Raw genomic sequence first — 26152 nt, 5'->3', positions numbered from 1 at the left:
CGACCGCTGCCACGCCCCGGAACACCTTGAGCATCGGGGTACTACACTGCTGCAGCGCACATATGCAGGGCGCATACTTCTCTTCTCGTGCAAACAGGAATCCACTCGATCATGGAAGAAGCCTCCATCCAGCACGGCATTCCGGTGCCTCCGCTCTACAAATTTGTGGGTGCAGAGCGACTTGTTTCGATTCTGAAGAATCCCTCGCTTCGATTCACCCAACCCCCGCTACTCAATGATCCCTATGAGTGCCATCTGACATTGGACAGGAAGGAGGTCATGCGGGACTTCCGAGCGTACTGGAGAGAGTGCAATCCAGCGATGGAAGATGCCGAACTGGACGTGCACATGCAGGCGACGGAGGCCGAGCGTATGTCCGATGAACTTCTTCGGTATCGCGACTTCAGGAACAGCCTTGGGGTCGTTTCGCTTTCGGAGGACCCGCTGAATCTTCTGATGTGGTCGCACTACGGGGATGAGCACCGCGGCGCGGCCATCGAGCTTGACTGGACCCACACCGATCTCAGACCGGGTTCAACGGGCGGATCCACCTACTCGGATCTGGTCAAGGTCGATTACAGAGAAGACAAGGTTTGCGGGCGCCCGGACCCGGACACGATCATCAAGGTTCTCTCCACCAAATCGCCGCATTGGAGCTATGAACGTGAGTGGCGTCTGATCCGGACTCTCAACCTCACGCGCAAGGTCCAGGACAACGTGCATGTCGTTGATTTCGATCTGTCTGCGATCAAATCCATTCATCTGGGAGCGAATTTCAAGGCCCATCTCCTCCCTGAAATCAGGAGGCTCTGCGATGAGCAGGATGGCGGACACATTCAGTTTCTCAAGGTTGCCGTCTCCCCCCACAGATTCCAGCTGCGGGCATCCACCCTGGAGGCGCATGGTTGGGCACTGCTTCATCGCGAACACCATTTTGGAGATGCAGCACCGGAAGCACTCGCCTGCCTTCCGATGGAGGGCGACATCTGATGACGGGACGGCTCTCAACCGGCAAGACGCGGCGCTGAACCCTCCAACCTCAGGATCCGGACATGCCCAGCAAAGCAACATCCGCCACTGCCCTCGCCCTCCTGCTTTCAGCTGTGTTGCCGGCCCACGCCGCGCAGAACGCAGCCGCCGACATCAAGGCCATCGAACAGGTGGTCGAGTCCTTCCGTACCTCGCTGATCAACAAGGACAAGCCGACCTATATGGGCCTGTTCTTTTCGGACAAGGCGGAAGACATCGGCTGGCAGTACGTTTCGGAGGATGTGCGCCTGCAGGACATCCGCAAGGCCAAGCCCGATGCGATCAAGGCTCGGAAGATTCCCGCCAATAATTTCATCGCGCTGATCGATGGAGTCGTGGCCTCGCCGAAGCCGAGGGAGGAAAAATTCTCCAACACGAAGATCGAGACCGATGGCGACGTGGCTTCGGTGTCGTTTGACTACAGCTTCCACGACGATGGGGTGAAGACCAACTGGGGCAAGGAGATGTGGCAGCTGATCCGCACCGAACAGGGCTGGAAGATCTTCTCGGTGGTCTATTCGATCCGCGATTCACGCAGCCCGGCGGAGTGAATCGCCGGCGGCCGCGCCCGGCTATTCCTGCGTAGCTAGGTGACTCGGCCCTTCGCAGTACTACGCCGGTTGAGCGCAATGCTAACGAGGGTCCGACGCTTTCCCGACGCCCGTCTGCACATCCTGTCGCGAGGTCAATTCATGGCAGGACCGGTATGCAGCCACCTCACCCCAGGGACAGCGGCAAGTACCCGCATGGCAAGACCGGCCTTCGCCGCATCTTCCACACGCTGATCCATTCGCGCGACGGTTTCATCGCCACCTTCCGGGGCGAGGCGGCCTTCCGGCAGTTGTTGCTGCTGCACGCGTTGCTGATGGTCGCAGCGTTCGTGCTGGACATCAGCACGATCGAACGGGCCGTGGTGCTGGCCGTCTGCTTCATCAGCCTGCTGGTGGAGCTGCTCAACTCGGCCATCGAAGCCGTGGTCGACCGCATCTCGCTTGACCACCACCCACTGTCCAAGAACGCCAAGGACATGGGCAGCGCTGCCCAGACCACCGCGCTGCTGATGGTCGGCACGGTGTGGGGCGTGATCCTGCTGGGCTAGGTCACGCCTGACCCGCCGGGCATGACCCGGCGCGCCCCTGGGCGGATGTCTTACTGCGTGGCCAGGGCAAAATCCAGGCCCGCACACACCGCCGCCACCTGGGCGTCGTTGCATTCCTGCGGGTTGGTACGCGGGCTGTCCGGGTAGACCTCGGTGGTGGTGGCAAAGCGCGCATCGGTGAAGCCGGCGCAGGCGCCGATCGAGCGCGACTCGCCCCAGACCACGCCCGGCGACTGCAGCGGCAGGCCCACCAGGTTGCCTTCGGCATCGGCCGGGGCGATGTGGGTGACCGGCGCAACCGCGGCGATCAGCGCCTTCTGGAACTCGGCCTGCGGATCTTCGCTGTTGCCGATCACGTAGAAGCCGTCCGGAATGGTGTCGCGCTCGAACGGCTTGCCGTCGCGGGCGCAGCGGGCCGGATCGAACTCCTGCAGGTCGCTGTCGGTGGTCTCGTGCAGGTCCAGGTGCACCAAAAGGTTCGGCTTGCGCTCGGCCACCCAGCGCATCAGCGCGGCGGCCTCTTCGATCTGGCCACCGTCACGGAAGCTGCGGTTGGGATCGATCGCATCCGGGTTCCAGCGCTGGATGCGCTCGTAGCCCCACGGGCTGACGCACGGCGCCACGATCAGGTTCAGCCGGCCCAGGTAACGCTCGGCCTGCTGTTCCAGGAACTGCAGGGCGCCATGCACGCCGCTGGTCTCGTAGCCATGCACGCCGCCGGTGATCAGCGCGGTCGGCAGTGCCGGGTTCCAGTCGTGGTTGACCACCGCGAACAGCGGATAGTGGTCCGGGGCGTAGTCCAGCTGGCCGTACTGGATCACATCGAAGACGCTGTCATCCAGGCGCTCAAGGGCGGCCACCACGTCGTCGTGGTAGCTGCGCTGGCGCTGCTGGCGGGCCCGCCACTGTGCGCGTTCGGCGTCGCCCCAGGGCTGTCCGGGGGTGCCGATCGGATAGAACTGCGCAACAGTCATTGGGGAACTCCAGGGTCGAACGGGTGGGTGCAGCCGGTCATTCTAAGCCTTGTCGCGCCTGCGGGTCCCCTCCCCCTGCCCCGCCTTCATCCAGCCTGGGTCATCTGGTTGTAAAATCAACGGTTTTTGGCCCCCAACCCCTTGATGGCGAACGCAGCGCAGCCGGTCCTGGGTGGACCGGACTTCCTCCGACTGCTCGCCCGTCTCAGCGACGGCGCGATGCCGGCCAGCAGTCCCGCCCTGACCGATCGCCTCGGCCAGTGGGTGGACTGGAGCCGTGCCGTGGCCCTGTCCGGGGCGCTCGGCGGACGCCTGCCCGAGCCGGGTGAGGCCGCCGAAGCGGCCGAGGACGTACTGGCCGACTGCGCCCACGCGCACGCCAGCCTGCTGGCCTCGATCCGCGAGGATGCCGAGGCCGAGCGCCTGCTCGACCTGGCCGAAGCCGCCACCGCACCCAACTTCGCCTCGCTGCGCCAGCGCTACCGGGTGCTGCAGCAGGCCATCCAGACCGCCACCGGGCGCCTGCGCGGCCGCCTGCGCGACCAGCTGGTACAGGTTTCTCCCGAGCTGGCACGGCTGGCAGAGGTCGATGCGGTGATGGAACAGACCCTCACCCCGCGCGAGCACAGCCTGCTGGCCACTGCGCCGGCGGTGCTCGGCGCCCGTTTTGAATGCGTGCACGGCCAGCCCGGCTGGCGCGCAGCCTTCCGCCATGACATGCGCACCCTGCTGCTCGCCGAGCTGCAGCTGCGCTTCCACCCGATCGAAGGGCTGCAAGACGCCCTGCGCTCCCACTGACCGGAACACCATGTCCAGAACTGCTTTCCATGTCGTTGTTTTCCTTGTCGGCCTGCTGGCCGTGTGCTGGATCGGCATTGGCTACGTTTCGGTGCATCCGTTGGGGGCAGCGGTGGCCGCGATCATCGCCGCCTGCTACATCGCCGGTGGCGTCGAGCTGTACCGCTACCGCCAGGCCAGCAACGGCCTGCGCACTGCGCTGAACGACCTGTCCAGCGCGAAGGAAAGCCTGGCCCCGTGGCTGGAGCGCGTGCCGGTGGGCCTGCGCAACGCGGTGCGCCTGCGCGTGGAAGGCGAACGCACCGCCCTGCCTGCGCCGGTGCTGACCCCGTACCTGGTCGGCCTGCTGGTGCTGCTGGGCATGCTCGGCACCCTGCTGGGCATGATGGATACCCTGCGCGGCACCGGCCTTGCGCTGCAGAGCGCGACCGACATGGCCGCCATCCGTGGCTCGCTGGCCTCGCCGGTGCAGGGCCTGGCGGTGGCGTTCGGCACCTCGATCGCCGGTGTTGCCAGTTCGGCCATGCTTGGCCTGCTGGCTGCCCTGCTGCGTCGTGACCGCCTGCAGGCCGTGCAGCAGCTGGACCGCGCCATTGCCGGTGACCTGCACCCGTACTCGCAGGCCTGGCAGCGCGCCGAATCGCTGCGCCTGCTGCAGGCGCAGTCCGCTGCGTTGCCGGCACTGGTCGACCGCCTGCAGGCGATGACCCAGACGTTTGAACAGCACAGCACCGCCGCCAATGAACGCCTGCTGGCCGGCCAGGCCGAGTTCCTGACCCAGAGCCAGGCCCTGCAGGAGCGCCTGGCCGTGTCGCTGCAACAGTCGCTGCGCGAAGGTGCCGAAGCCAGCGCCGCCGCCATCGGTGGCGCGCTGCAGCCGATGGCCGAGACCACCCTGGCCGGGCTGGCCCAGCATGGCCAGGCGCTGCATGCCCGTGTCGAGCAGGCGGTGCAGCAGCAGCTGGCCGGTCTCAGCGACGGTTTCGAGCGCAGCCGCGTTGCCACCGAAGCCAGCTGGGCCAAGGTGGTGAGCGAGCAGACCCAGGCACAGCAGGCGCTGGTGAACGATCTGCGCCAGCACCTGCAGGCGTTCAGCGATGGCCAGGGCGCGCACGCCGAAGCGCTGGTGACACGCATCGGCGAGCGCCTGCAGGCCGATGCCAGCAGCAATGCCGACGCCTGGCGCGCCGCCGCCGAACAGCAGCAGGCAACGAATACCGCGCTGGTCGAACGCCAGCAGCAGGCACTGCTGGCCGCCAGCGAGCATCTGGACGCGCGCGCCGAGGCACTGCTGCAGGCACTGGACCAGCGTCATGCAGCCAGCCAGGCGCTCCTGCAGGATCACGAACAGCAGCGTTCGCAACAATGGCAGTCTGCACAGGCCGCCGCCGCCAGCGCGCACGCCGAACTGCAGGCCAGCCTGGACAGCCGCGAGCAGCAGCGCCAAGCGCGCTGGGATGCGGTCAGTGCCGAACTGCAGCAGGCGCACGCCACCCTGCAGGCGCAATTGCAGGCCGGTGACGAACAGCGCCTGCAGCGCTGGAGCGATGCCCTGCAGCACGTCTCCACCGATCTGGCCCAGCGCCTGCAGGCCAACGGCGAACGACTGGCCGCGCAGCAGCAGCAGGTCTGCGACACGCTGGCGGCCACCGCGCAGCAGATCGGCGAGAACGGCCGCGCCCAAGCCAGCGCCACGCTGGCGGAAGTCTCCACCCTGCTGCAGACCGCCGCCGCCGCGCCGAAGGCCGCCGCCGACGTCATCAACGAGTTGCGCAGCACGCTCTCCGAGAGCCTGGTGCGCGACAACGCGATGCTGGAAGAGCGCGGCCGCCTGCTGGCCACCGTGCAGACCCTGCTGGATGCGATCAACCACGCCTCGCACGAACAGCGCACCGCGGTGGACGCACTGGTGGGCGGCTCGGCCGAGCTGCTGGAACGCGTCGGCAACCGCTTCACCGACCATATCGCCGCCGAGACCGGCAAGCTGGATGGCATTGCAGCAGCCCTCAGCGGCAGCGCCAGTGACGTTGGCCAGTTGGCCGGCACGTTCGGCGAAGCGGTCGCGCAGTTCGGAAGCGCTTCCACCGAGCTGTCCGGCCGCTTGGAACAGATTGGTGGTGCACTGGATGCCTCGCTGGCCCGCAGCGACGAGCAGCTGGCCTACTACGTGGCGCAGGCGCGCGAGGTGGTCGATCTCAGCCTGCTGTCGCAGAAGCAGGTGATGGAAGAACTGCAGCAACTGGCCGCTCGCCGCAGCAAGGCCGGCAGCGCATGAGTGACGAACTGGAGGTCGACGGCGGCTCGCACGCCCCGATCTGGGCCGCCTTCGGCGACCTGATGTCGGTGCTGCTGGGCGCGTTCGTGCTGATCCTGGTCGGAGTGGTCGCGGTGCAGCTGGAGCTGTCGCAGCGGCTGGACCAGGAAGTGAAGCAGCGCCAGGCTGAGGCCAAGCGCCTGCAGACGCTGGAACAGGCGCTGGCCGGCCCGTTGGCGGCCGGCCGTGTAACCCTGGTCGATGGCCGCATCGGCATCAGTGGCAGCGTGCTGTTCGCACTGAACTCCGACCAGCTGCAGCCGGAAGGCCAGGAGCTGCTGCGCAGCCTGGCCGCGCCTTTGGCCGCCTACCTGGGCAGCCGCGAAGAAATCCTGATGGTCAGCGGCTTCACCGATGACGCGCCGGTGCGTGAAGGCAACCGCCGTTTCGCCGACAACTGGGAGCTGTCCGCACAGCGTTCGCTGACCGTGACCCGCACCCTGATCGCCGACGGCGTGCCCGCCGATGCGGTGTTTGCCGCCGCATTCGGCAGCGAGCAGCCGGTCAGTTCCAACGCGAGCGAAGATGGACGCGCGCGCAACCGGCGCGTGGAAATCGCGCCGATTCCCAAGCCCAAGGCCCCGGATGCCAAGTAAGCCACCCGCACAAGACAGCCTGCGTGCGCTGGTGCGCGACCTCGATGCGGGATCGCGCTCGCTGCCGCATTACCCGCAGGTGCCGATGCTGCAGCAGGTGCAGCGCGAGTGGTCGGAACTGCGCAGCCAACTGCAGGTGCGTCGCTCATTGCGCACCGAGGCCCCGGCCGACGGCGGCCCGCTGAACTCGGCGGTACTGGTGCAGCGCATGCTGGACACGATGCAGTCGACCAGCCCCGGCTACCTGCGCCATTTCATCGACTACGTGGACACCTTGTCCTGGTTGCAGGCACTGCAGGACGGCACCGCCAGCGGCGGTGATACCGCGAAGCCGAAGCGCACGCGCAAGCCGCGTTGAACACCGATTGGTAGTGCCGGCCGCTGGCCGGCAACTGCACATTGCCCGATGGGTCCATGTAGCTGCCGGCCAGCGGCCGGCACTACCCACCCCGCAGAGCGCCTCACAACACCTGAACATGTCACCAGACAGTCATCTGTCTAGCGCACCATTTTCACGTTGACCCAAGGCGCCTGCAGCGCCCGCCGGTCGCATCGGCTGTCTCCCCTTTTGAATTCCATGAGCTCCGCACCGACGCGGCGGCTCGTGCCTGCCTGAGTGTCCGCAACATGACGAAGACTTTGTTGGCCGCTGCGCTGTCGATCGCGCTCGCTCCTGCGGCCTGGGCGCAGGATGCTGCCCCGACCTCCAGCACGCCCTCCGCCACCACCCTCGATGCGGTCTCTGTGATCGGCAGCGGTGAAGCCCGCCAGGTGCAGCGCATCACCCGCGAGAACCTCGACATCCTGCCGCCGGGCACCAGCCTGCAGAAGACCCTGAACCTGCTGCCGGGCGTCAACGCGCAGTCGGCCGATGCGCTGGGCACGAACGAGCAGTCGATGACGCTGAGCCTGCGCGGCTTCAACTCCACCCGTCTCGGTTACACGCTGGACGGCGTGCCGCTGGGCGATGGCGCGTACAACAACTACAACGGCCTGACCATCAACCGTGCGCTGATCAGCGAGAACATGGCCGGTGCGGAACTGGCGGTGGGTATCGGCAGCCTCGGTACGCCGTCCACCAGCAACCTCGGCGGCACGATTTCCTATACCTCCGACCGCCCGGCCCAGGAACTCGGCGGCCGCGTGGTGCAGACCTTCGGCAGCGATGCCAACCGCCGCACCTTCGTGCGCGTGGACAGCGGCGAGTACAACGGCCTCTCCGGCTACGTGTCCGGCATGAACGCCGTCTCCGATCTGTGGAACGACCAGACCGCCTACAATAAATCCACTACCAAGCAGTTCAATGCCAAGGGTGTGTGGAACTTCGAACGTGGCCAGATCACCGGTTTCGTCGATACCTCACGCACCACCCAGGCCGACTACTTCTACCTGTCCAAGGACGAGATGTCGCGCGGTCTCGGCTGGGACTGGGGCGGCTACGCACCGGACTGGAACAAGGCGGTGGCCAAGGCCTACTGCAACACGGCCAGTTTCAATGCGAAGAAGTGCGACAGCAGCGGCCCCGACAAGGACGCCGATGGTGCCTTCACCGCCGGCCAGATCCTGCGCGACGACAACCTGTACTACCTGGCCGGTGACTTCTTCCTGGCCGATGGCTTCAGCCTGCGCGCGCTGGCCTACCACCATGATGACCGCGGCGAAGGCCACAACTGGAACAGTGGCGCCTGGTCGAACAAGGGCACCGCACAGGAAATCCCGATCATCTTCCGCAATACCATCTACACCATCGACCGCGACGGCGGCACGCTGTCCTTCGACTGGGAGCTGGGCGCGCACCGCATCGAAGGCGGCGTCTGGTACGAGCGCAACACCAGCAGCGCCGAGCGCTACCAGACCGCCGTGGACGGCCCGCGTGACCTGAGCGGCATGAACACCCTGCCCTCCGATGTCGGCGTGTTCGCACAGCGCACCCGCTGGAAGACCCATCAGTTCTTCCTGAAGGACACCTGGCACCTGCTCGATGACCGCCTGACCCTGGAGTTCGGCGCCAAGAGCCCGCACGCCACCTCCAATGCACAGGCACTGCCGGGCGACGCGAAGACGCCGATCTCGCCGACCTCGAACAACCAGTTCGCCACCGGTTCGTTGAAGGCGAGCAAGAGTTTCCTGCCCAGCATCGGCGCCAGCTTCCGCCTGGCCGAACACCATGAAGTCTTCGCCAGCTATGCCGAGAACATCGCCATGTTCCAGGGCGGCTTCAAGCTCGGTCCGCAAGCGGTCAGCCAAGCGACCTGGAATGCGCAGGGCAACCTGAAGCCGGAGGAATCCCGTTCTCTGGAAGCCGGCTACCGCTTCGTCACCGATACCCTGCAGGCCTCGGTCGCGGCCTACAGCGTGCGCTTCGACAACCGCCTGCTGCAGTACAACCCCTGTGACTCGCGGCAGCCGGTCGGCCCGACCTGCGGCAATCGCTTCTACAACGTCGGCGGCGTCGACAGCCGTGGTGCCGAGCTGACCGTGCTGTGGACCCCGAACGCGCACTTCAGCTGGTACACCTCGGCCTCGCTGAACCGTTCGACCTATGCCTCCAACTACGTGCAGGCCGGCGTCGAGCAGCAGATCAAGGGCAAGATCCAGACCGATACGCCCAAGCAGCTGCTGGCCACCGAAATCACCTGGCGTGACAACGGCTGGTTTGCCAGCCTGCGTGGCAAGTACACCGGCGAGCGCTTCTACACCTACACCAACGACCAGGGCTTCGGTGGCTTCACCGTGTTCGACCTGGCCGGTGGCTATGACTTCGGCCAGGTCGGTTTCGCCAAGGGCATGCGCCTGTCGTTCAACGTGACCAACCTGACCAACAAGCGTTACGCCAGCAACCTGGATTCGAGCGTGTTCGCGCCCAGCGACCCGGCCGGCAAGCTGTATGTGTTCCATGCCTCGGCACCGCGCCAGGTGTTCGGTACGATCGACCTTCGCTTCTGATCGACCGCCCGGAGTCCACCGATGCTCGCGACCGCCATGCTGCTGGCCACCCTCTCCGCCAGCGGATACTCCGCCCCACATGAGGCCAGTGGTGCGCCGCCACGCACCCTGCAGTTGGGCGGTCGTACTTACGTGGATAAAGGCCTGGTCGCCGCCGGGCGGCTGCCGGCGGGCACGGTGGACTTCCTCGGCGACACGCTGGGCTCGTTCTCTTCGCTGGCGGTGCAGCCCGGCACCTGGAAGCGCACCACCAACGGCTACCAGGGCGTGCTGTGGACCCTGCCCGACCGCGGCCGCAACGATCCCGAGGCCGGCCTGTTCTACGACTACGCCGGCCGCGTGGAGCGCATGCAGCTGCGCATCGACACCACACCGGTCAAGCCCGGTGCGCTGGGCACGCTGAGCATGGTGCCCGACAAGGGCGTGGTGCTGAAGGACTTCAACGGGCACCCCTTCACAGGTGCCGACCCGGGCGACCACACCATCATCCAGCGCGACGTGGTGCTGCCCTCGCCCGCCAGCGGCGCCGGTGTGGGCAAGGTGTCGCTGGATGCGGAATCGCTGCAGTTCACCGCCAACGGTCATTTCTACATCGGCGATGAGTACACCGCCAACGTCTACTACTTCGATGCGAAGGGCCAGCTGCAGGGCGTGATCGTGGCGCCGCCCGCGATACGGCCGCAGCGCGATGGCAAGCCGGCCTTTGGTTCTCTGGTGCCGCCGCAGACCGGTCGGCGCAACAACCAGGGCGTGGAAGGCATGGGCTTGTCGCCCGATGGCAGCCGCCTGTTCGTGGCACTGCAGAGCGCGACGCTGCAGGACAGCGCGCAGGGCAATGCGGCCGGACGCATCAACACCCGCGTGCTGGTCTATGACGTGACGACCTCACCGACGCCACAGCAGCCGATCGGCCATTACGTGATGGCTTTGCCCGCGTACGCGCACGACGGCAAGGGCAAGCTCGACCGCACCGCTGCGCAGAGCGAACTGCGCGTACTGGACGCCCACCGCTTCCTTCTACTGGCCCGTGATGGCAACGGCCTCGGCAAGGACGGTGACGACCCCATCGTCTACAAGTCGGTGCTGCTGGTGGATGTGTCTGCTGCCAGCAACCTGGCCGGCAGCACCTACGAAACCGGCACCACCTCGGTACTGGCAGACGCGGCGGACACCACGTTGAAGGCCGGCATCGTGCCTGCGCGCAGCGACGAGCTGCTGAACCTGCTCGACCGCCCGCAGCTTGCACGTGCGGGGCTGGACCTGGACACGAAGCGCGGCCCGCATGCTGGCCTGCTGTCGGAGAAGTGGGAAGCCATGGACGTAGTGCCGGCACTGGACCCGCAGCACCCGAACGACGTGCTGCTGTTGATCGGCAACGACAACGACTTCATCGCCCGCCACTGCCGCATGCAGGGCGATGCCTGTGACAGCCCCTACGACAACGACAACCGCGTGCTGGTCTACCGCCTCACCCTGCCCTGACAGCAGGTGCCATGTGCGAAATCCTGGTAGTGCCGGCCGCTGGCCGGCATCACGACCAGGCCGACCACGCATAGGGATACTCGCCAATCTGCCCAGCAAGACCAGCGCGTACCGGATTCCCCCAGGATGTACAGAGCCTGCCGCGCCAGCGACTCCTCAGCCCTCAACGCAACGGGTAGTGCCGGCCGCTGGCCGGCATCACGCCCAGACCGGCCACGCATAGGGATACTCGCCAACCTGCCCAGCAGGACCAGCGCGTACCGGATTCCCCAGGATGTACAGAGCCTGCCGCGCCAGCAACTCCTCAGCCCTCAACACAACGGGTAGTGCCGGCCGCTGGCCGGCATCATGCCCAGGCCGACCACGCATGTGGATACTCGCCAACCTGCCCAGCAAGACCAGCGCGTACCGGATTCCCGAGGATGTACAAAGCCTGCCGCGTGAGCGACTCCTCAGCCCTCAACGCAACGGGTAGTGCCGGCCGCTGGCCGGCATCACGCCCAGGCCGACCACGCATGTGGATACTCGCCAACCTGCCCAGCAAGACCAGCGCGTACCGGATTCCCGAGGATGTACAAAGCCTGCCGCGCCAGCGACTCTTCAGCCCTCAACACAACGGGTAGTGCCGGCCGCTGGCCGGCATCACGCCCAGACCGACCACGCATGTGTGTACTCGCCAATCTGCCCAGCAAGACCGGCGCGTACTGGATTCCCCAGGATGTACAGAGCCTGCCGCACCAGCGACTCCTCAGCCCTCAACGCAACGGGTAGTGCCGGCCGCTGGCCGGCATCACGACCAGACCGACCACGCATAGGGATACTCGCCAACCTGCCCAGAAAGACCAGCGCGCACCGGATTCCCGAGGATGTACAAAGCCTGCCGCGTGAGCGACTCCTCAGCCCTCACTGCATGATCGAAGTAGCCAGGCTGCCATACCGTACTTCGACGGCCCGCCAGGCGATTCAGCGCAAGCGCACTCGACGACTTCATTCGGCGTGCAATGTCTGGGAGGTGAGCTGCGCGCAGCTCGAACATCCAGTGGACGTGATCCGGCATGACGACCCATGCGAGTGACTGCACAAGTCCACGCTGTTCGATGTAATGGAACTGGTCGATTACACATGCTGCTGCAGCTTCGCTTTCAAAGAGCCGGCAGCGCTGATGCGTGGTAGTTGTCAGAACGTAGACCTGGCCGATGATCGAGCGACGGCCCAGGCGGAGGCGATGGCTGCTCATGCCCCATAGTGGAGCGATCAGTGGGTGTTGAACGTCAGATCTCGCCTCGACGGGTGTTGGGGGATGTCTGAAGTTGAATGAGGTTGCCGGCCAGCGGCCGGCACTACCAGGGATTATGGGTTGCCGGCCAGCGGCCGGCACTACCAGGGATTATGGGTTGCCGGCCAGCGGCCGGCACTACCGGGGGTCATGGGTTGCCGGCCAGCGGCCACCGGAGCTCACCCGCGCAGGGTGGCGCCGCCGTCCACGTACAGGTCGCTCATCGCCACGTGTCCGGCCTGTTCGGACAGCAGGAACATCACCGCATGCGCGATGTCGTCGGGCGTGGCCAGCTTGCGCAGCGGAATGCCCGCCTTGTAGGTCTCCAGGCTGCCGGCGATCACCCGCTCCGCACCGCGCTCGTCCTGCCACATGCCGGTCTGCATCGGGGTCAGTGTTGAACCCGGGGCGACGATGTTGCAGCGGATGCCGAGCGGCGCCAGCTCCAGCCCAAGGCAACGGGTGAACATCGTGGCGGCAGCCTTGGATGCCGCATAGGCGGCCATGCCATGCCGCGGCACGCCGGCCGCATTCGAACTGACAGTGACAATCGCACCCTGCCGGCGTGGCGACATCACCCGCGCCAGTGCACGCCCGACATGGAACACGCCATCGGCGTTCACCGAGAATACCCGGCGCCAGTCGGCATCGGTGGTCCCGGCGACTTCGCCCACGTGCAGCACCCCGGCCACGCTTGCGGCCAGGCCGATCGGCCCGAGGCTGGCTTCCACCCGATCCACGAGTGCGTCCACCGCCACGCTGTCGGTCACATCGAGCGAAAACGCGTGCACGCCCGCGTCATCCACACGTGGCGCCTCGCGATCGGTGGCCACCACCGTGCAGCCAGCCGCTGCCAGCAACCGTACCAGCGCTTCACCGATGCCACCGGCCGCGCCGGTCACCAGGGCCACGCGGCCTTCAAAGCCGGTCAACTGCATGTTGCGATCTCCTGTTGCTCATCCCAGTGGCGCAGCCGCGCCGACAGCCACGGTGCCAACTGTGCCACCGCGTCACGCCCAGTCAGTTCGGCGTGCAGGAACGGCAGCTCCAGCGCCTGCACCTTGCGTGCGTGCGCCCGCCACAGCGCCGCCCGCAGCTGCGGGCGTGCCTGGTGATCACGACCGGCGCGCACATGTACCAGGGTGCCGTCGAACGGCCGGTGGATGTGTTCGCGGATCAATCGATTGGTGCCGGTCACCGCACGCACCACGCCGTCCAGCACTACATCCGGCAGACTGCCCAGCGCACTGCCGCCTCGCCGCAGGAATGCAAGGATGCGTTCGCGGTTGTCCAGCTCCGGATGCGCCTCCGGGTCATGGCCGGCGATCGCCAGCAGTGCGCGCAGCGCGGCAATCGGGTCAGGCTCCGGTTCGGTGCGCCAGCACTCGCTGGGGTAGGCATCCAGCAGTACCAGCTCACCCACCTCACGGCCGATCTCATGCAGGCGCACCGCCATCGCCTGGGCGAGGATGCCGCCCACCGACCAGCCCAGCAGGTGCACCGGACCCTGCGGCTGCAACGTTACGATGCGGCGCACGTAGTCGTTGGCCATCGCTTCGATGCTGGACGGCATCGGTTCGCCTGCATCCAGCGCGGGAGACTGAAGGCCGTACACCGCACGTGCCGGCTGCAGCGCCCTGGCCAGGGCCCGATAGTTCCATGCAATGCCACCGGCCGGATGCAGCACGAACAGCGGTCCAGGCCCGGTGGCATCGGTGACGGCCAAGGCAATGACCGGCCCCAACGCGTGGTCGGCCAGTGCCGGTGGTTCAGCGATGCGCGTCGCCAACGCGGCCACGGTTGGCTGGGCGAACAGGGCACCCAGGCCGAGATCGCAGCGCCAGCGCTGTTCGATGGCCAGCAGCAGGTGCACCGCCGACAGCGAGTCGCCGCCGAGGCTGAAGAAGTCCGCATCCACTGCCACCGGTGCCTCGCGGCCCAACGCCTGCGCGAACAAGCCGGCCAGTTCCTGCTCCAGTGGCGTGCGCGGCGCCAGTCCGCCCACGTCCTGCTGCGGCGGCTTCGGCAACGCATTGCGGTCCAGCTTGCCGTTGGCGGTCACCGGCCAGTGATCGACGCCAACAAATGCCGACGGCACCATGTAATCCGGCACGCGCGTGGCCAGATGGCTGCGCAGTGCGCTGGCATCGGCCAGCGCGGATGGCACGTAGGCCACCAGCCGGGCATCGCCGGGCGCGTCCTGGCGCAGCAGCACTTCCACGCGCTCCAAGCCCGCCAGCTCGCGCAGCGCCGCCTCGATCTCGCCCAGCTCGATGCGCAGGCCGCGCAACTTCACCTGGTGGTCGCTGCGGCCGAGGTACTCGACCGCACCATCGTCGCGCCAGCGCGCCACATCGCCGGTGCGATAGATGCGTTCGCCATGTAGGAATGGATCGGCAAGGAAGCGCTCGGTGGTCAGGTCATCGCGGCCAAGGTAGCCACGTGCCAGCTGCACGCCACCGAGGTAGAGATCACCGGGCACGCCCACCGGCAGCGGCTGCATCCGCGCGTCCAGCACATACAGGCGGGTATTCCAGACCGGGAAACCGATCGGCACCGGCCGTGAACGGTCCTGCGCCGACGCAGGCCAGTAGCTCACGTCCACCGCCGCTTCGGTCGGGCCATACAGGTTGTGTAGTTCGGCGCGCACGCGCGCATGGAAGCGGTCGCGCAGTGAAGCGTCCAGCGCCTCGCCGCTGGTGAACACGCGACGCAGCTGCAGGCCTTCGGAGGCCGGTGCGGCCAGGAAGGCATCGAGCATCGACGGCACGAAGTGCGCCGTGGTGATGTCATGCGCGCGGATCAGCCGTGCCAGCTCGGTCGGATCACGATGCGCGTCCGGCACGGCAATCACCAGCGTGGCCCCACACAGCAGCGGCAGGAAGAATTCCCAGACCGAAACATCGAAGGTCGCCGGCGTCTTCTGCAGCACGCGGTCGTCTGCACGGATGCCGTAGTGCTCGCGCATCCACAGCAGGCGGTTGACGATGGCGCGGTGCTCGATGACCACGCCCTTGGGTTCGCCGGTGGAACCGGAGGTGTAGATCACGTAGGCCGCATCGTCCGGTGCCGGATCGGCCCACGGCGCGGCGAAGCTCAGTGCGGTCCATTGTTCCGGTGCGAGCACCGGCACCCTGGACATCCGCGCCGACACATCCGCCGCCGCCAGCACGCACGCCGGCTGCGCCGAGGCCAGGATGCGCGCCAGGCGTTCGTCAGGATGGGCCAGGTCCAGCGGCAGGTACGCGGCTCCCGCACGCAACACGGCCACCAGCGCAATCACCAGTTCCAGCGAGCGTGGCAGCGCCACCACCACCACGCTGCCCGGGCCGACGCCCATCGCGCGCAGCTGGGCGGCCAGCGCAAAGCTGCGCGCCTCCAGCGTGGCGTGGTCCAGCTCGGAATCGCCGAACACCAATGCGGTCGCCTGCGGATCGCGGTCCATGCCCTGCTGCAGCAGCTCAACCAGCGTGGTCTGCGGCAGCCCATGTGCAGTGGCATTGAAGCCGTGCACCACCTGCTGGGCTTCGTCGGCCGTGGCCAGCGGCACCGTCGCAATGTCGTCAGCGTCCAGCGCCGCCGACACGAAATGCAGCAGGCGCGCGGCATGCGACTGCACGTCCTCGCGGCGGTACAGCGCGGGATTGGCTTCAATCTCCAGATCCAGAACACGCTGGCCATCGCCACGGAAGCCCAGCGTCAGGTCGTCCACAGGCCCGGTGCACAACACCTCCAGCGTCGCCTGCACGCCGGGCAGTGCCAGCGGCGCGTAGAACGGCTGCACATTCACCAGCGGACCGTGCAGCCGTTGCTGCGCGCCCACCAGGCCCAGGTCACGGCGCAACTGCTCGCCACGATAGCGGCCGTGCTTTCGGCCCTGGCTGAGTTGCCGGCCCAGTGCCCGGCTAAACGCCTCGACACTGCCCTCGCCCGCCGCGACACGCAGCGGCAGCACGTTCATCACCATCGCCGGCACGCGCGCCGATGCGTTGCCGAGCCGCCCCATGAAGGGCACGCCCACCACCACTTCGTCGGCCGCGCTCATCCGCCGCAGGTACTCGGCCGACAGCGCGGCCAGCACATCCGGCCAGGGTTGCAGCCAGCGCGCCGAAGCCTGCAGCAGCTGCTCGCGGAACGCGGCATCGAGCGGCTGCACCCAGCGCAGCGCATCATCGCTGGCCGGCTCGGTACCCGTCAGGCCCACGCCCGCAGGCGCCCCCTGCAGCTGCTCGCGCCACCACTGGCCGGCCAGCCCGCGACGTGCGTCCGCGCGATAGGCCGCGTCGTCCGCCAGCACCCCAGCCAATCCCGGCAAGGGCTCACCCGCGCGGCCGGAGTACAGCGCGCAGACACGGTCGCTGAACATTGCCATCCCATAGCCATCGGCGGCCAGGTGATGCACACGCAGGTACCAGGCCCAGCGCTGCCCGCCCAGATCGAACAACACCTGCTGACTGATCCGGTCGCGGGTCGGATCGACCGCGCTGAGCCGGTCGGCCTGCATCAGCGCACGCGCCTCCGACACCGGGTCGGCCTCGCCCGACAGATCGCGCACCGACAGCAGCGGCACGTGCGCCGGGTCATGCCACTGCAATGGCTGCCCGTCGGTGCCTTCGGCAAAGCGCAGCGCGAAGGCCTCGGCTTCAACCGCCGCCTGGTTGGCCGCCGCCACGAATGCGGGCACATCCAGCGGGCCGTCGATCCACACCGCATGGGCGGTATTGAACGACGGATTGTCTGGTGCCAGCCGCTGTGCGAACCACAGCCCGGCCTGGGCCTCGGTCAACGCCCGCAGTGTGGCCAACGCAGCGGCGTTCATGCGCGCTGCGCAGCCTGCAGCGTCTGCACCACGCCCCACCACTGGCGCAACGTGGTGTGCTCGGCCAGCTGCGAGAACTCCAGCGGCAACCCGGTGTTGCCCCAGGCCAGCACCAGGCCGAGCATGCGCATCGAATCCAGGTCCAGGTCGATCAGGTTGTCGTCGTCACCGATCTCGGCCGGTGCACAGTCCAGCACCCGCGCCACATCGGCACGCATGCGTTCCAGATCCAGCACCTCACCCGTAGCGGTCATTACAGCGCCTCCAGCAGCTGATCGGTCGTCATCGGCACACCGCTGGTGCGCGCGATCCAGTGCAGCGCCTGATCGTGGTCGGCGCGCGAGAAATCCGCCACGGCATCGGCGGCGATGAAGGCTTCGATGTCGCGTTGGAATGCTTCCACCACCGTCGCCGTGCAACCGATATGCGCATACACACCCGTCACCAGCAGCTGGTCGCGGCCGCGCACCCGCATCAGCGTTTCCAGGTTGCTGCGCTGGAAAGCGCTGTAGCGATGCTTCACCAGCACATGCTCGCCCGGCTGCGGTGCGACGGCTTCGATGATCGGCTCATGGTCGGCACTGCGGCGCATGCCCGGCCCCCACAGGTCGGCCTGCAGGCCGCGATCACGACGGTCCTGGTCACCGTGCTGGGCGGTGTAGAAAACGGGAATACCGTGCGCGCGGCAATGCGCCAGCAGCCGCGCGATGTTGTCCACGGCCGGTCGCAGCGGCGCGTTGCCGGCATCGAACGCGGCCAGGAAGTAGCGCTGCATGTCGTGTACCAGCAGCGCGATGCGATCACGCTGCGGGCGCCACGGGCCGCGCGCCTGCGGCAGTTCGGCAGCGGTCGGCAAGGGATAGTGGGTAATGCGGGGCAGCGCCATCAGCGCGTTCCTCCTGTCTGTTGCAGATGACGCGCACGCAGCTGCGCACGCAGTTCGCGGCGGCTGATCTTGCCGACCGCGGTGGTATCGAAACTGTCGACGAACACAACCTGGTCCGGCACCTTGAACGCGGCCAGGCCGCGCGTGCGCATCCAGGCTTTCAGTGCTGGCGCCTTGATCGGCTCACCCTGCTGGATCACGAACGCGCAGCTGCGCTCACCGAGATAGTCGTCGGGAATGGAGACCACGGCGGCGTCGAACACGCCCGGGTGGGCCAGCAGATGATCTTCGATCTCTTCGGCGGAGATTTTCTCACCGGCCCGGTTGATGTGGTCACCCGCGCGCCCCTGCACAACCAGGTAGCCGCCCGGAAGCTGCTGCACGCGGTCGCCGGTGCGGTAGAAGCCATCGTCGGTGAACGAGCGTGCATTGGCCACCGCATCGTTGTGGTAGCCGCGAATGGTGTACGGGCCGCGGGTCAGCAGGTGCCCGACTTCGCCCTCGGCCACCGGCTGGTCGTGGTCGTCGACCACGCGCACTTCATCGTCCGCACTGATCGGCCGCCCCTGGCAGGCGACGATCAGGTCTTCCGGATCATCCAACCGGGTGTAATTGACCAGGCCTTCGGCCATGCCGAACACCTGCTGCAATGTGCAGCCCAGGCCGTCGATCACCCGCCGCGCGGCCTCGGGCACCAGCTTGGCGCCTCCCACCTGCAGCACCTGCAGGCTGGACAGGTCATGCGCGGTGGTCGCCGCCGCCTGCGCCCACAGCAACGCCAGCGGTGGCACCAGGCCACAGCAGGTCACGTGTTCGCGGGCGATCAGCGGGAACGCCGCGTCCGGGCCGGGGCCGGGGCTGAGCACCACGCGGGCACCGGCGTACAGCGCGCCGAAGAACCCCGGCGAGCTCATCGGGAAGTTGTGTGCGGCCGGCAGCGCGACCAGGTACACGCTGTCGCGGTCGATGCCGCAGATCGCGTTGCTGGCACGGAACGAATAGATGTAGTCGTCGTGCGTACGCGGAATCAGCTTGGACAGGCCGGTGCTGCCACCGGAGATCTGCAGGAAAGCCACCGACTGCGGGTCCGGGTCGGCCGGCAGCTGGGCGCGGTCGCCCTGCAGCCCGTCCAACGCGATGAATTCCTGCGCATCGCCGTCGATCACCACCGTGCGTATCGCCGGCACGTCGGCCTGCAACGCGCGCGCCAGCCCGCGATGATCGAAGCCGTCGTGCAGATCGGTGGTGATGTAGGCACTGGCTTCGGCCTTGTTGGCGAAGTGCACCAGCTCGGTGATGCGATGCGCGGGCAACGCATACACCGGCACCAGGCCAGCGCGGAACAGGCCACAGACCGTGGTGATGAAACCGGCGGTATTGCCCAGCTGCACCAGCACCCGCTCGCCCGGCTGCAGGCCCCGTGCCAGCAGCCCGGCACCGATACGGCCGGCTTCGTGCCACAGCTGCGCATAGCTCAGGCGCACGTCGCCAGCGACCACGGCAATGTCATCGGCATAGCATTCGGCGCGCTCGCGCAGGAAGGCCGGGAAGGTTTCGCCACGCCAGTGACCGGCCTCGCGGTAGCGCGCCACCAGATCGTCCGGCCATACCTGGCGCAGTGGCATGCGGAAAGAAGTGTCGGAAATGTTCATGCCGCAGGCTCGATCGCGGGCGCGGCGTCGTGGACGCCCAGCGCATTCAACAGGGCAGCAAACTTCGCTGCGGTCTCGGCCACTTCGGACTCGGGCTGCGACTCGGCGACGATGCCGGCACCTGCGTACAGCCGCAGCTGCGTCCCCTGCAGTCGCGCGCAGCGGATCGCCACGTACCAGTCGCCGTCGCCCTGTGCGTCCAGCCAGCCGACCGCGCCCGCATAGAAACCGCGCGGCACCGGCTCCAGCTCGCGGATGCGCTGCAGCGCAGCCAGGCGCGGCGTGCCACAGACTGCCGGTGTCGGATGCAATTGTGCGAGCAGCTCGGCTGCAGGGGTCTGCGAGTCCTTCAGGGTGGCATGGATGCGCGTGCCAAGGTGCCACATGCTGGCAGTGGCATGCAGCGCCGGGCGCGGCTGCGCATCGATGTGGCTGCAGTACGGCGCCAGGCCGTCGACGATCGCGTCCACCACATGACGGTGTTCGTCATGATCCTTGGTCGAGGCCAGCAATGCCTGCGCGGCGCGCTCGTCTTCGGCAGGATCGGCACTGCGGCGTGCAGATCCGGCCAATGGATGCGACAACAGCTGCGCGCCACGCTTGCGCAGCAACAACTCGGGCGTTGCGCCGACCAGCCAGGCGGGCGCCTGCCCCAGTTCGACCGGAAGCGGAACCGCGTAGGTGGCCACCGAAGGATCGGCGCCCAGGCGCGCCAGCAGCACCTCCGGTGACAGCGCGTTGCGGGTACGCGCCAACAGGCTGCGCGCCAGCACCACCTTGTGCAGGTCCTGTTCGGGTGCGCGCAGCGCCTGCACTGCCGCGGCAACGGCGGCTGCATAGTCCTGCGCTGCGGGCTCGGCCTGCAATGGGCCCTGCAGCGCGGGTGCCGCCTGTGGCTGCAGCGGCAACGCCGGCAGCAGGCGCTCGGGCTGGTACAGCGCATCGTCGGCACGCGGCTCGAACGGCACCGCCCCGACCAGCAGGCCCGGCCCGCCGCGCTGCTGCGCGAAGAACTCGGCAACGCGCCCGGCCAAGCTGGCCAGCGCGCCATTCGGCAGCGTCGCCCGACAGCCACGCGCGTGCACGTGCTGGCCAGCATGCTGCAGCAGGAACAGCGACGCGTCGTCGCTGTTCTCCAACAGCGCCGGTGCAGCCTCGGGCCACGCGCCCTGCATCAGGGAATCGCTCATGGGGTCTCCTTCATCCGGTGCGCTGCGGCCAGCGCGCACAGCAACAGCAGCAGCGCGCCGACCAGCAGGTAAGGCAGGCTCGGCCCGCCGCGATACAACAGCGTGCCGAGCATCGGCCCGGCCACCATGCCCAGGCCCTGCGCTGCCGCCACGGTGCCGGCGGCGGCGCCCTGCTCGTGCGCCTCCACGGCATCGGCGGCCAGCGCCTGGAACGAGGGGAACACGAAGCCCATGCCGAACGCCGCCAGCGCGTAGGCCGCCGGCAACTGCCAGGCGTGCTGTACGCCCGCCACGGAGGCGAAACCAATACCGGAGATCAGTGCACCGAGGATGATCCAGCGCCGCGGGTGCACGTCCAGCTTCATCACCAACGCCTGCGCCAGGATCAGACCGACGCCGACCGCGGTGAGCGCGATGCCGGCCATGCGCGCGCCGGCTGCAGCATCCAGACCCAATCGATCAATCGCGAAGAAGCCGACCGTGACCTGCGCGATGGTGACCGACACCATCGCGATGAACGCCGCCAGCTGCGGCAGGCGCAGGCGCGGGTCGAGCCTGCGCATCGGCGCGCGGCGCTGCGCGCCGCCTCCCGCCACCGGCGGCGTGGCCGGCAGCCGCCAGGCCAGCAATGCCAGCGCCAGCAGCGGCAGCACGGCGGCCACATACAGCGCCAGCGACAGATTCGTGTAGGCCAGCCAACCCGCGGCCGCCGGACCCAGCACCATGCCCAATGCGTTGGCGCTGCCCAGCCGGGCGAGGAAGCTGGCGCGCTGTCCGGCCGGGGCCTTGTCAGCGATCAGCGCGGCGGCCGTGGGCGGGACGGCCGCATAGAACAGCCCGATCAGGCCGCGTGCACCCACCAACACCAGCACCGACACCAGTACCGGCGGCACCGCCTGCAGAGCAACATCGATGAACACCGCCAGCGCGATGTAGACCACGGTGTAGGCACTCATCGCCAGCATCAGCACGCGCTTGCGGCCAATGCGGTCGCTGAGCTGCCCCCACGGGCGCGCAGCCAGCATCCACAACACGCCCGCCGCCGTGACTGACAGTCCAGCGTGCCACTCGGACAGGCCGAGCATGCGGACCACCGGACCGATCACGGCAACGAAGGACATCATCGCCATGGTGCCGATCAGGGCTGCCAGGACCAGCGCCGGCAAGCCGGGAACGACGGGACGTGCGTGCATGGAACACCAGCCGTAACAGGGAAGGATCGCCGGGTACGCCTGTGCGCCCCGCCCGGCGTCCGTCCCGTTCAGGGGCGGACACCGCCCTCAAATGATAACGGCTCGTATTTGCATTTGATACCCATTCTCTTGAATGGGCGTGTAACAGTGGCTTCAGCGCGTTGCGCGCAGGCCCAGCAGGCCACGCCGCTTGAACCACCATTCCAGAGGCAGCGTGACCAGCGGCGGGCCGGCCGCCAGCAGCGCCAGCGCACTGGCCCACCACGGCCAGCGCAGGCGCACGGCCGCGAGCAGGGTGACCGCCACGTAGACCAGGAACGCCGCGCCATGCAGCGGGCCGAACAGTTTCACCAGTGCCACGTTGGCCATCGGGCCGTACTTCATCCACATGCCGATGAGCAGGCCGACCCAGGTCACGGCCTCGATGAAGGCGACCACTGCGAACAGGCGTCCGGTCGGGTGCATGGGGGAATGTTGGGTCACGCGGGGCTCCGGCATCGGGAAATCAAATGCGAATGATACGCAGATGCACGCCCCCTGTAGAGTCGAGCCATGCTCGACTGCCGTTGATTCGGCGTATCCAGCAGAAGCAGTCGAGCATGGCTCGACGCTACAGTCGGCGCGCGGGTACGTGCGGAAGGATCTGCTCTCCGATCTCGCGCAGCACGCTGTCCATCGGCCGCCCGTTGTCGACCAGGTTGAACATCACATGCGCCACGCCCTGCGCATGCACGCGCAGCAGATAGTCGCGCAGACCGTCGCGGCCGACCTTCAGGCCCAGCGGCAGCGGCTCGGGCGGTGCCTGCGGATCTGCCTGCAGGTCCAGCTGCATCGACTGCACGAACGGCTTGCCTGCCCCGCCGCGTTGCACGAGCGCCTGCTGCCACAAGCCGATGCGCCCTTCCTGTGCAGCCTCCTCGCGGTGATAGGTGGCCCAACCCTCGGCCTCGCGCGCGATCCACTGCAGGCTCTGCCGCGCCGTGCCCACCACCAGCATCGGAATGCGCGTGGCCGGCGCCGGCAGCACATCGAAGCCGCCGGTCGCCCGCAGCACCGCGGCCCGCTCATCGGCATCAGGTGACAGCGCCGCGCGCAGCAGCGACCAGCGTTCGCGGAAGGTCGCCGCCCTGCCCTCCAGGTCCTCGCCGAAGGCGGCGAACTCTTCCGGTCGATCGCCCGATCCCAGCCCCAGCACGAAACGTCCATCGCTGATCCGGTCCAGGCTCAGTGCCGACTTCGCCACCTGCAGCGGTTGCCGCAGCGGCAGCACGATGGCCGCACTGCCGACCGCGATGCGCTCGGTCGCGGCAGCCAGCATGCCCAGCCACAGGAACGGATCGTCCAATGCGCTGGCCGTCGCATCCGGCCCTTGCGGCACCATCAGCGGCACGTCGCGCGTCCACAGTGCGGCGAAGCCCAGATCGTCGGCCAGCCGCGCGATGCGCCGCGCCTCGCGTGGATCGGCCAGCCCATGCGCCGCAACGGGCGTCATCAGGCCCAGGCTCAGCCCTTGTTGCGGAAACAACGAAGCGTAGGCGGGATTGAATTCACTCATGCCGCCAGCTTAGCGTGCAGGTACCCGGCGACGCTGACGCGCCACATACCACGGGAAGAACGCTGCATGCCGAAGATCCGCCCCGCCCATGCCGATGACCTGCCTGCGATCAGCGGGGTGTGCCTGGCCGCGTTCAACGAGGCCGTGGCGCCGTCGCTCAGCGCGACCGGCATCGCCACCTTCGGTAGCGTTGCGGCCGCCGATGCGTTCGGCGCACGCCTGCAGGGCGACAACCTCATCCTCGTCGCCGAGCAGGACGCACGCGTGGTCGGCGTGGTCGAACTGAAGGAGGGACGGCACCTGGCGATGCTGTTCGTCGATCCCGCCTGCCAGGGCCAGGGCATCGGCCATGCCTTGTTCGAAGCGGTGCTTCCGCAGGTGCGCGGGCCGATGCTGACCGTCCGCGCCTCGCTCAATGCAGTGCCGACCTACCTGCGCTATGGCTTCGTGCTGGATGGCGAGGTTGGCGAGTTCAATGGGTTGGTGTATCAGCAGATGGTGTGGGCAGCGGCCTGAAGGCATCCTCCTGGCATTGACCGGCAATGCCCGACGGGCGTCATGCCCTGCAGCGCGCCCGTCATAAGCAAACTGAATCAGCACGTTCCCCGGCCCTTCCTACAATGGCCTGTCACCCCGCCCTTCGAGATGCTGCCGATGCGCGTCGCGCTTTCCGTGTTGCTGCTGGCCTCGGCGCTGAGCGCCTGCACGCCAGCCCCGGTGTCCACCGCCAACTCCGCCGAAGCCCCGGCACCGGCCACCGCCATCGCCTGGCGCCAGGGCGACGTCGACGATGCGTTCGCCGAGGCCGCCGACAGCGGCAAGCCGGTGCTTCTGTACTGGGGCGCGGTCTGGTGCCCGCCCTGCAACCAGCTCAAGGCCGGCCTGTTCAAGGACCCGGCCTTCATCGCACTGACCGGCAAGTTCGTGCCGGTCTACCTGGATGGCGACGAGGAAGGGGCGCAGGCGTGGGGCGAGCGCTTCGGCGTACGCGGCTACCCGACCCTGATCGTGCTCGACCCGCAGCGCAACGAAATCACCCGCGTGGCCGGTGGCAACGACGCGGCCGAACTGACCCGCGCACTGACCGTGGCCGCCGGACGCCGCAGCGCAGTCGCTGCCACACTGGCCACCGCGCTGGCGACGCCGGACAGGCTGGCCGCCGAGGACTGGCAGGTGCTGGGCGACTACGGCTGGGAAGTGGATGCCAACCGCCTGGCCGGCGAACGCAGGAGCGAGGACGTGCTGCGGCAGCTATCCAAGGCGGCGCCGGAGGCTACCCTGCAGCGTCGTTTCGCGCTGCTGGCGCTGGCCACCGCGGAGAAACCGAGCGCCTCGCCCACCGAAGTCCGTGAGCTGCTGCAGGCGGTACTGGCCCAGCCGGCCGAGGTACGCCGCAACCGCGAGCTGCTGGGCTATGCCGGCGCCACGCTGGTCAAGCAGGCCAGTGCCGGCCCGGCCACCCGCACTACGCTGGGCCAGCAGCTGCTGGTCGCGCTGGAGCGCGCCGACGCAGAACGCGGCGACCGCGCCGACGACGCGCTGTCGCGGGCCCTGACAGAGGTGTCGCTGGCCCGCCAGCAGCAACCGAAGGGCGCGCTACCGGCGGCGCTGGTGGCGCGGGTCAAGCAACGCGTCGCCGCGGCCGATGCTGCCGCCACCGATGCCCATGCGCGCCAGGCCACGATCAGCAGCGCGGTCTATGCCCTGCGCGAGGTGGGTGACGACGCGGGAGCGGAAGCGCTGTTGCTGGCCGAACTGAAGCGCAGTGAGCAGCCGTACTACTACATGCCCGAGTTGGCCGAACTGGCCGAGCAGCGCGGCGACACCGCCGGTGCACTGGAATGGCTGAAGCGTGCCTACGACGGTGCGCATGGCCCGGCCACCCGCGTGCAATGGGGCGTGCTGTACGTGGAAGGGTTGCTGAAGCTGGCGCCGGACGATGCACGGCGCATCGAGCAGGCCACCAGCTCGCTGATCGCCGAACTGGACGCACAGCCGTCGGGTTATCACCAGCGCACGCGCCAGCGTTTCGAGCGCCTGGCCGGGCAGCTGAAGGCGTGGAGTGGCAAGCACCAGGGCGCAGAGACCCTGGCGCGGTTGCAGCAACGGATGCAGCAGGCGTGTGGCGAGCAGGTCGACAGCGCTTGCAGGGACTGGCTGAGCTGAGTTGATGAAAGCGCTGGCGGCCGGTTCGCCTTCCGGCGCTTTTGTTGATATCGGTTGTGGCGGGAGAAGGGCCCGCCGGGACACGCCGTAAACCCATCCTTGGGGGCTCGATGGCGCCATTCATGGCGCCATCGGTCCCGGCCAGCCCCTCCCCCCGCCACCGGGCGGTTTCCTGCG

General features: G+C 67.8%; 22 protein-coding genes and 5 pseudogenes. 11 read left to right on the top strand and 16 right to left on the bottom strand.

The window, feature by feature from the left end; translation table 11 throughout:
• The first annotated feature begins 111 nt into the window (after positions 1-111).
• The 3 genes from N7590_RS06845 to N7590_RS06835 all read left to right on the top strand — a co-directional run bounded on the left by N7590_RS06845 (position 112) and on the right by N7590_RS06835 (position 2128).
• Complete coding sequence (locus N7590_RS06845) at positions 112-990, top strand: DUF2971 domain-containing protein (RefSeq protein ID WP_164241184.1); 879 nt, start codon at positions 112-114, stop codon at positions 988-990.
• A 62-nt stretch (positions 991-1052) separates the two neighbouring features.
• A complete protein-coding gene (locus tag N7590_RS06840; RefSeq protein WP_164241185.1) occupies positions 1053-1580 on the top strand; it encodes a nuclear transport factor 2 family protein in 528 nt (175 codons plus the stop codon).
• A gap of 155 nt (positions 1581-1735) precedes the next feature.
• Positions 1736-2128, top strand: a complete 393-nt coding sequence (locus N7590_RS06835) for a diacylglycerol kinase (protein WP_008265627.1) — start codon at positions 1736-1738, stop codon at positions 2126-2128.
• Positions 2129-2178: 50 nt separating this feature from the next.
• Here N7590_RS06835 and N7590_RS06830 read toward each other — a convergent pair whose 3' ends face one another.
• Entirely contained in the window at positions 2179-3102 is a 924-nt protein-coding gene (locus tag N7590_RS06830; protein WP_053449952.1) for a M14 family metallocarboxypeptidase, read from the bottom strand.
• Between the two features lie 144 nt (positions 3103-3246).
• On the opposite strand from N7590_RS06830, the gene N7590_RS06825 reads away from it, so the two are divergent.
• From N7590_RS06825 to N7590_RS06800, 6 genes are all read left to right on the top strand, one after another.
• The gene (locus N7590_RS06825; RefSeq protein ID WP_164241186.1) at positions 3247-3900 is read left to right on the top strand and encodes a DUF3348 family protein; all 654 of its coding nucleotides are present in this window, start codon (positions 3247-3249) and stop codon (positions 3898-3900) included.
• Between the two features lie 10 nt (positions 3901-3910).
• Positions 3911-6175, top strand: a complete 2265-nt coding sequence (locus tag N7590_RS06820; RefSeq protein ID WP_164241187.1) for a DUF802 domain-containing protein — start codon at positions 3911-3913, stop codon at positions 6173-6175.
• Positions 6172-6810 (top strand): OmpA family protein, encoded by a 639-nt coding sequence (locus N7590_RS06815; protein WP_006449800.1) that lies wholly within the window; start codon positions 6172-6174, stop codon positions 6808-6810. The genes N7590_RS06820 and N7590_RS06815 overlap by 4 nt, the downstream gene beginning before the upstream one ends.
• Positions 6800-7168, top strand: coding sequence for a DUF2894 domain-containing protein (locus N7590_RS06810; protein WP_164241188.1), 369 nt, complete (start codon positions 6800-6802; stop codon positions 7166-7168). Before N7590_RS06815 ends, N7590_RS06810 begins: the two co-directional genes overlap by 11 nt.
• A 269-nt stretch (positions 7169-7437) precedes the next feature.
• Positions 7438-9756, top strand: coding sequence for a TonB-dependent receptor (locus tag N7590_RS06805; protein WP_164241189.1), 2319 nt, complete (start codon positions 7438-7440; stop codon positions 9754-9756).
• A gap of 21 nt (positions 9757-9777) precedes the next feature.
• Entirely contained in the window at positions 9778-11238 is a 1461-nt protein-coding gene (locus tag N7590_RS06800) for an esterase-like activity of phytase family protein (RefSeq protein ID WP_164241190.1), read from the top strand.
• Positions 11239-11287: 49 nt separating this feature from the next.
• Here N7590_RS06800 and N7590_RS06795 read toward each other — a convergent pair.
• The 15 genes and pseudogenes from N7590_RS06795 to N7590_RS06725 all read right to left on the bottom strand — a co-directional run.
• Positions 11288-11408: pseudogene (locus N7590_RS06795) on the bottom strand (transposase); the annotation flags it as partial.
• 28 nt (positions 11409-11436) lie between these two features.
• A pseudogene (locus N7590_RS06790) lies at positions 11437-11553 on the bottom strand (transposase); the annotation flags it as partial.
• 31 nt (positions 11554-11584) lie between these two features.
• Positions 11585-11704: pseudogene (locus N7590_RS06785) on the bottom strand (transposase); the annotation flags it as partial.
• 28 nt (positions 11705-11732) lie between these two features.
• A pseudogene (locus N7590_RS06780) lies at positions 11733-11849 on the bottom strand (transposase); the annotation flags it as partial.
• A gap of 31 nt (positions 11850-11880) precedes the next feature.
• A pseudogene (locus N7590_RS06775) lies at positions 11881-12000 on the bottom strand (transposase); the annotation flags it as partial.
• Between the two features lie 28 nt (positions 12001-12028).
• A complete protein-coding gene (locus N7590_RS06770; protein WP_279935256.1) occupies positions 12029-12475 on the bottom strand; it encodes a transposase in 447 nt (148 codons plus the stop codon).
• 218 nt (positions 12476-12693) lie between these two features.
• A complete protein-coding gene (locus N7590_RS06765) occupies positions 12694-13452 on the bottom strand; it encodes a 2,3-dihydro-2,3-dihydroxybenzoate dehydrogenase (RefSeq protein WP_164241192.1) in 759 nt (252 codons plus the stop codon).
• Positions 13443-17333 carry a non-ribosomal peptide synthetase gene (locus N7590_RS06760; protein ID WP_164241193.1) on the bottom strand — a complete coding sequence of 1297 codons (3891 nt, stop codon included), beginning with the start codon at positions 17331-17333 and terminating at the stop codon, positions 13443-13445. The genes N7590_RS06765 and N7590_RS06760 overlap by 10 nt, the downstream gene beginning before the upstream one ends.
• On the bottom strand, positions 17330-17587 hold the full coding sequence (locus N7590_RS06755; protein ID WP_008266045.1) for a phosphopantetheine-binding protein: 258 nt from the start codon (positions 17585-17587) through the stop codon (positions 17330-17332). The genes N7590_RS06760 and N7590_RS06755 overlap by 4 nt, the downstream gene beginning before the upstream one ends.
• Positions 17587-18219, bottom strand: coding sequence for an isochorismatase family protein (locus N7590_RS06750; RefSeq protein WP_006449828.1), 633 nt, complete (start codon positions 18217-18219; stop codon positions 17587-17589). The genes N7590_RS06755 and N7590_RS06750 overlap by 1 nt, the downstream gene beginning before the upstream one ends.
• Positions 18219-19871 (bottom strand): AMP-binding protein, encoded by a 1653-nt coding sequence (locus N7590_RS06745; protein ID WP_053511742.1) that lies wholly within the window; start codon positions 19869-19871, stop codon positions 18219-18221. Before N7590_RS06745 ends, N7590_RS06750 begins: the two co-directional genes overlap by 1 nt.
• Positions 19868-21061, bottom strand: a complete 1194-nt coding sequence (locus N7590_RS06740) for an isochorismate synthase (protein WP_053511743.1) — start codon at positions 21059-21061, stop codon at positions 19868-19870. Before N7590_RS06740 ends, N7590_RS06745 begins: the two co-directional genes overlap by 4 nt.
• Positions 21058-22254: an MFS transporter gene (locus N7590_RS06735; protein ID WP_053449962.1), complete on the bottom strand. Its 1197-nt coding sequence runs from the start codon at positions 22252-22254 to the stop codon at positions 21058-21060. Before N7590_RS06735 ends, N7590_RS06740 begins: the two co-directional genes overlap by 4 nt.
• Before the next feature lie 153 nt (positions 22255-22407).
• The gene (locus tag N7590_RS06730; protein WP_053511744.1) at positions 22408-22719 is read right to left on the bottom strand and encodes a DUF3817 domain-containing protein; all 312 of its coding nucleotides are present in this window, start codon (positions 22717-22719) and stop codon (positions 22408-22410) included.
• Positions 22720-22864: 145 nt separating this feature from the next.
• Positions 22865-23809 carry a TIGR03571 family LLM class oxidoreductase gene (locus N7590_RS06725; RefSeq protein WP_164241194.1) on the bottom strand — a complete coding sequence of 315 codons (945 nt, stop codon included), beginning with the start codon at positions 23807-23809 and terminating at the stop codon, positions 22865-22867.
• Between the two features lie 66 nt (positions 23810-23875).
• On the opposite strand from N7590_RS06725, the gene N7590_RS06720 reads away from it, so the two are divergent.
• Positions 23876-24325 carry a GNAT family N-acetyltransferase gene (locus N7590_RS06720; protein ID WP_053511746.1) on the top strand — a complete coding sequence of 150 codons (450 nt, stop codon included), beginning with the start codon at positions 23876-23878 and terminating at the stop codon, positions 24323-24325.
• Positions 24326-24454: 129 nt separating this feature from the next.
• Positions 24455-25975, top strand: a complete 1521-nt coding sequence (locus N7590_RS06715) for a thioredoxin family protein (RefSeq protein ID WP_164241195.1) — start codon at positions 24455-24457, stop codon at positions 25973-25975.
• The last annotated feature ends 177 nt before the right edge of the window (positions 25976-26152 follow it).

The sequence above is a fragment of the Stenotrophomonas sp. GD04024 genome, assembly GCF_029837545.1.
In the GTDB taxonomy this organism is placed as follows: domain Bacteria; phylum Pseudomonadota; class Gammaproteobacteria; order Xanthomonadales; family Xanthomonadaceae; genus Stenotrophomonas; species Stenotrophomonas forensis.
This window is presented reverse-complemented; position numbering and strand designations above follow the sequence as displayed.

What these genes read in the sequence shown, in the direction of transcription:
- N7590_RS06845 (WP_164241184.1), top strand. Translation starts at nt 112, where the DNA reads ATGGAAGAAGCCTCCATCCAGCACGGCATTCCGGTGCCTCCGCTCTAC.
- N7590_RS06840 (WP_164241185.1), top strand. Translation starts at nt 1,053, where the DNA reads ATGCCCAGCAAAGCAACATCCGCCACTGCCCTCGCCCTCCTGCTTTCA.
- N7590_RS06835 (WP_008265627.1), top strand. Translation starts at nt 1,736, where the DNA reads ATGCAGCCACCTCACCCCAGGGACAGCGGCAAGTACCCGCATGGCAAG.
- N7590_RS06830 (WP_053449952.1), bottom strand. Translation starts at nt 3,102, where the DNA reads ATGACTGTTGCGCAGTTCTATCCGATCGGCACCCCCGGACAGCCCTGG.
- N7590_RS06825 (WP_164241186.1), top strand. Translation starts at nt 3,247, where the DNA reads ATGGCGAACGCAGCGCAGCCGGTCCTGGGTGGACCGGACTTCCTCCGA.
- N7590_RS06820 (WP_164241187.1), top strand. Translation starts at nt 3,911, where the DNA reads ATGTCCAGAACTGCTTTCCATGTCGTTGTTTTCCTTGTCGGCCTGCTG.
- N7590_RS06815 (WP_006449800.1), top strand. Translation starts at nt 6,172, where the DNA reads ATGAGTGACGAACTGGAGGTCGACGGCGGCTCGCACGCCCCGATCTGG.
- N7590_RS06810 (WP_164241188.1), top strand. Translation starts at nt 6,800, where the DNA reads ATGCCAAGTAAGCCACCCGCACAAGACAGCCTGCGTGCGCTGGTGCGC.
- N7590_RS06805 (WP_164241189.1), top strand. Translation starts at nt 7,438, where the DNA reads ATGACGAAGACTTTGTTGGCCGCTGCGCTGTCGATCGCGCTCGCTCCT.
- N7590_RS06800 (WP_164241190.1), top strand. Translation starts at nt 9,778, where the DNA reads ATGCTCGCGACCGCCATGCTGCTGGCCACCCTCTCCGCCAGCGGATAC.
- N7590_RS06770 (WP_279935256.1), bottom strand. Translation starts at nt 12,475, where the DNA reads ATGAGCAGCCATCGCCTCCGCCTGGGCCGTCGCTCGATCATCGGCCAG.
- N7590_RS06765 (WP_164241192.1), bottom strand. Translation starts at nt 13,452, where the DNA reads ATGCAGTTGACCGGCTTTGAAGGCCGCGTGGCCCTGGTGACCGGCGCG.
- N7590_RS06760 (WP_164241193.1), bottom strand. Translation starts at nt 17,333, where the DNA reads ATGAACGCCGCTGCGTTGGCCACACTGCGGGCGTTGACCGAGGCCCAG.
- N7590_RS06755 (WP_008266045.1), bottom strand. Translation starts at nt 17,587, where the DNA reads ATGACCGCTACGGGTGAGGTGCTGGATCTGGAACGCATGCGTGCCGAT.
- N7590_RS06750 (WP_006449828.1), bottom strand. Translation starts at nt 18,219, where the DNA reads ATGGCGCTGCCCCGCATTACCCACTATCCCTTGCCGACCGCTGCCGAA.
- N7590_RS06745 (WP_053511742.1), bottom strand. Translation starts at nt 19,871, where the DNA reads ATGAACATTTCCGACACTTCTTTCCGCATGCCACTGCGCCAGGTATGG.
- N7590_RS06740 (WP_053511743.1), bottom strand. Translation starts at nt 21,061, where the DNA reads ATGAGCGATTCCCTGATGCAGGGCGCGTGGCCCGAGGCTGCACCGGCG.
- N7590_RS06735 (WP_053449962.1), bottom strand. Translation starts at nt 22,254, where the DNA reads ATGCACGCACGTCCCGTCGTTCCCGGCTTGCCGGCGCTGGTCCTGGCA.
- N7590_RS06730 (WP_053511744.1), bottom strand. Translation starts at nt 22,719, where the DNA reads ATGCACCCGACCGGACGCCTGTTCGCAGTGGTCGCCTTCATCGAGGCC.
- N7590_RS06725 (WP_164241194.1), bottom strand. Translation starts at nt 23,809, where the DNA reads ATGAGTGAATTCAATCCCGCCTACGCTTCGTTGTTTCCGCAACAAGGG.
- N7590_RS06720 (WP_053511746.1), top strand. Translation starts at nt 23,876, where the DNA reads ATGCCGAAGATCCGCCCCGCCCATGCCGATGACCTGCCTGCGATCAGC.
- N7590_RS06715 (WP_164241195.1), top strand. Translation starts at nt 24,455, where the DNA reads ATGCTGCCGATGCGCGTCGCGCTTTCCGTGTTGCTGCTGGCCTCGGCG.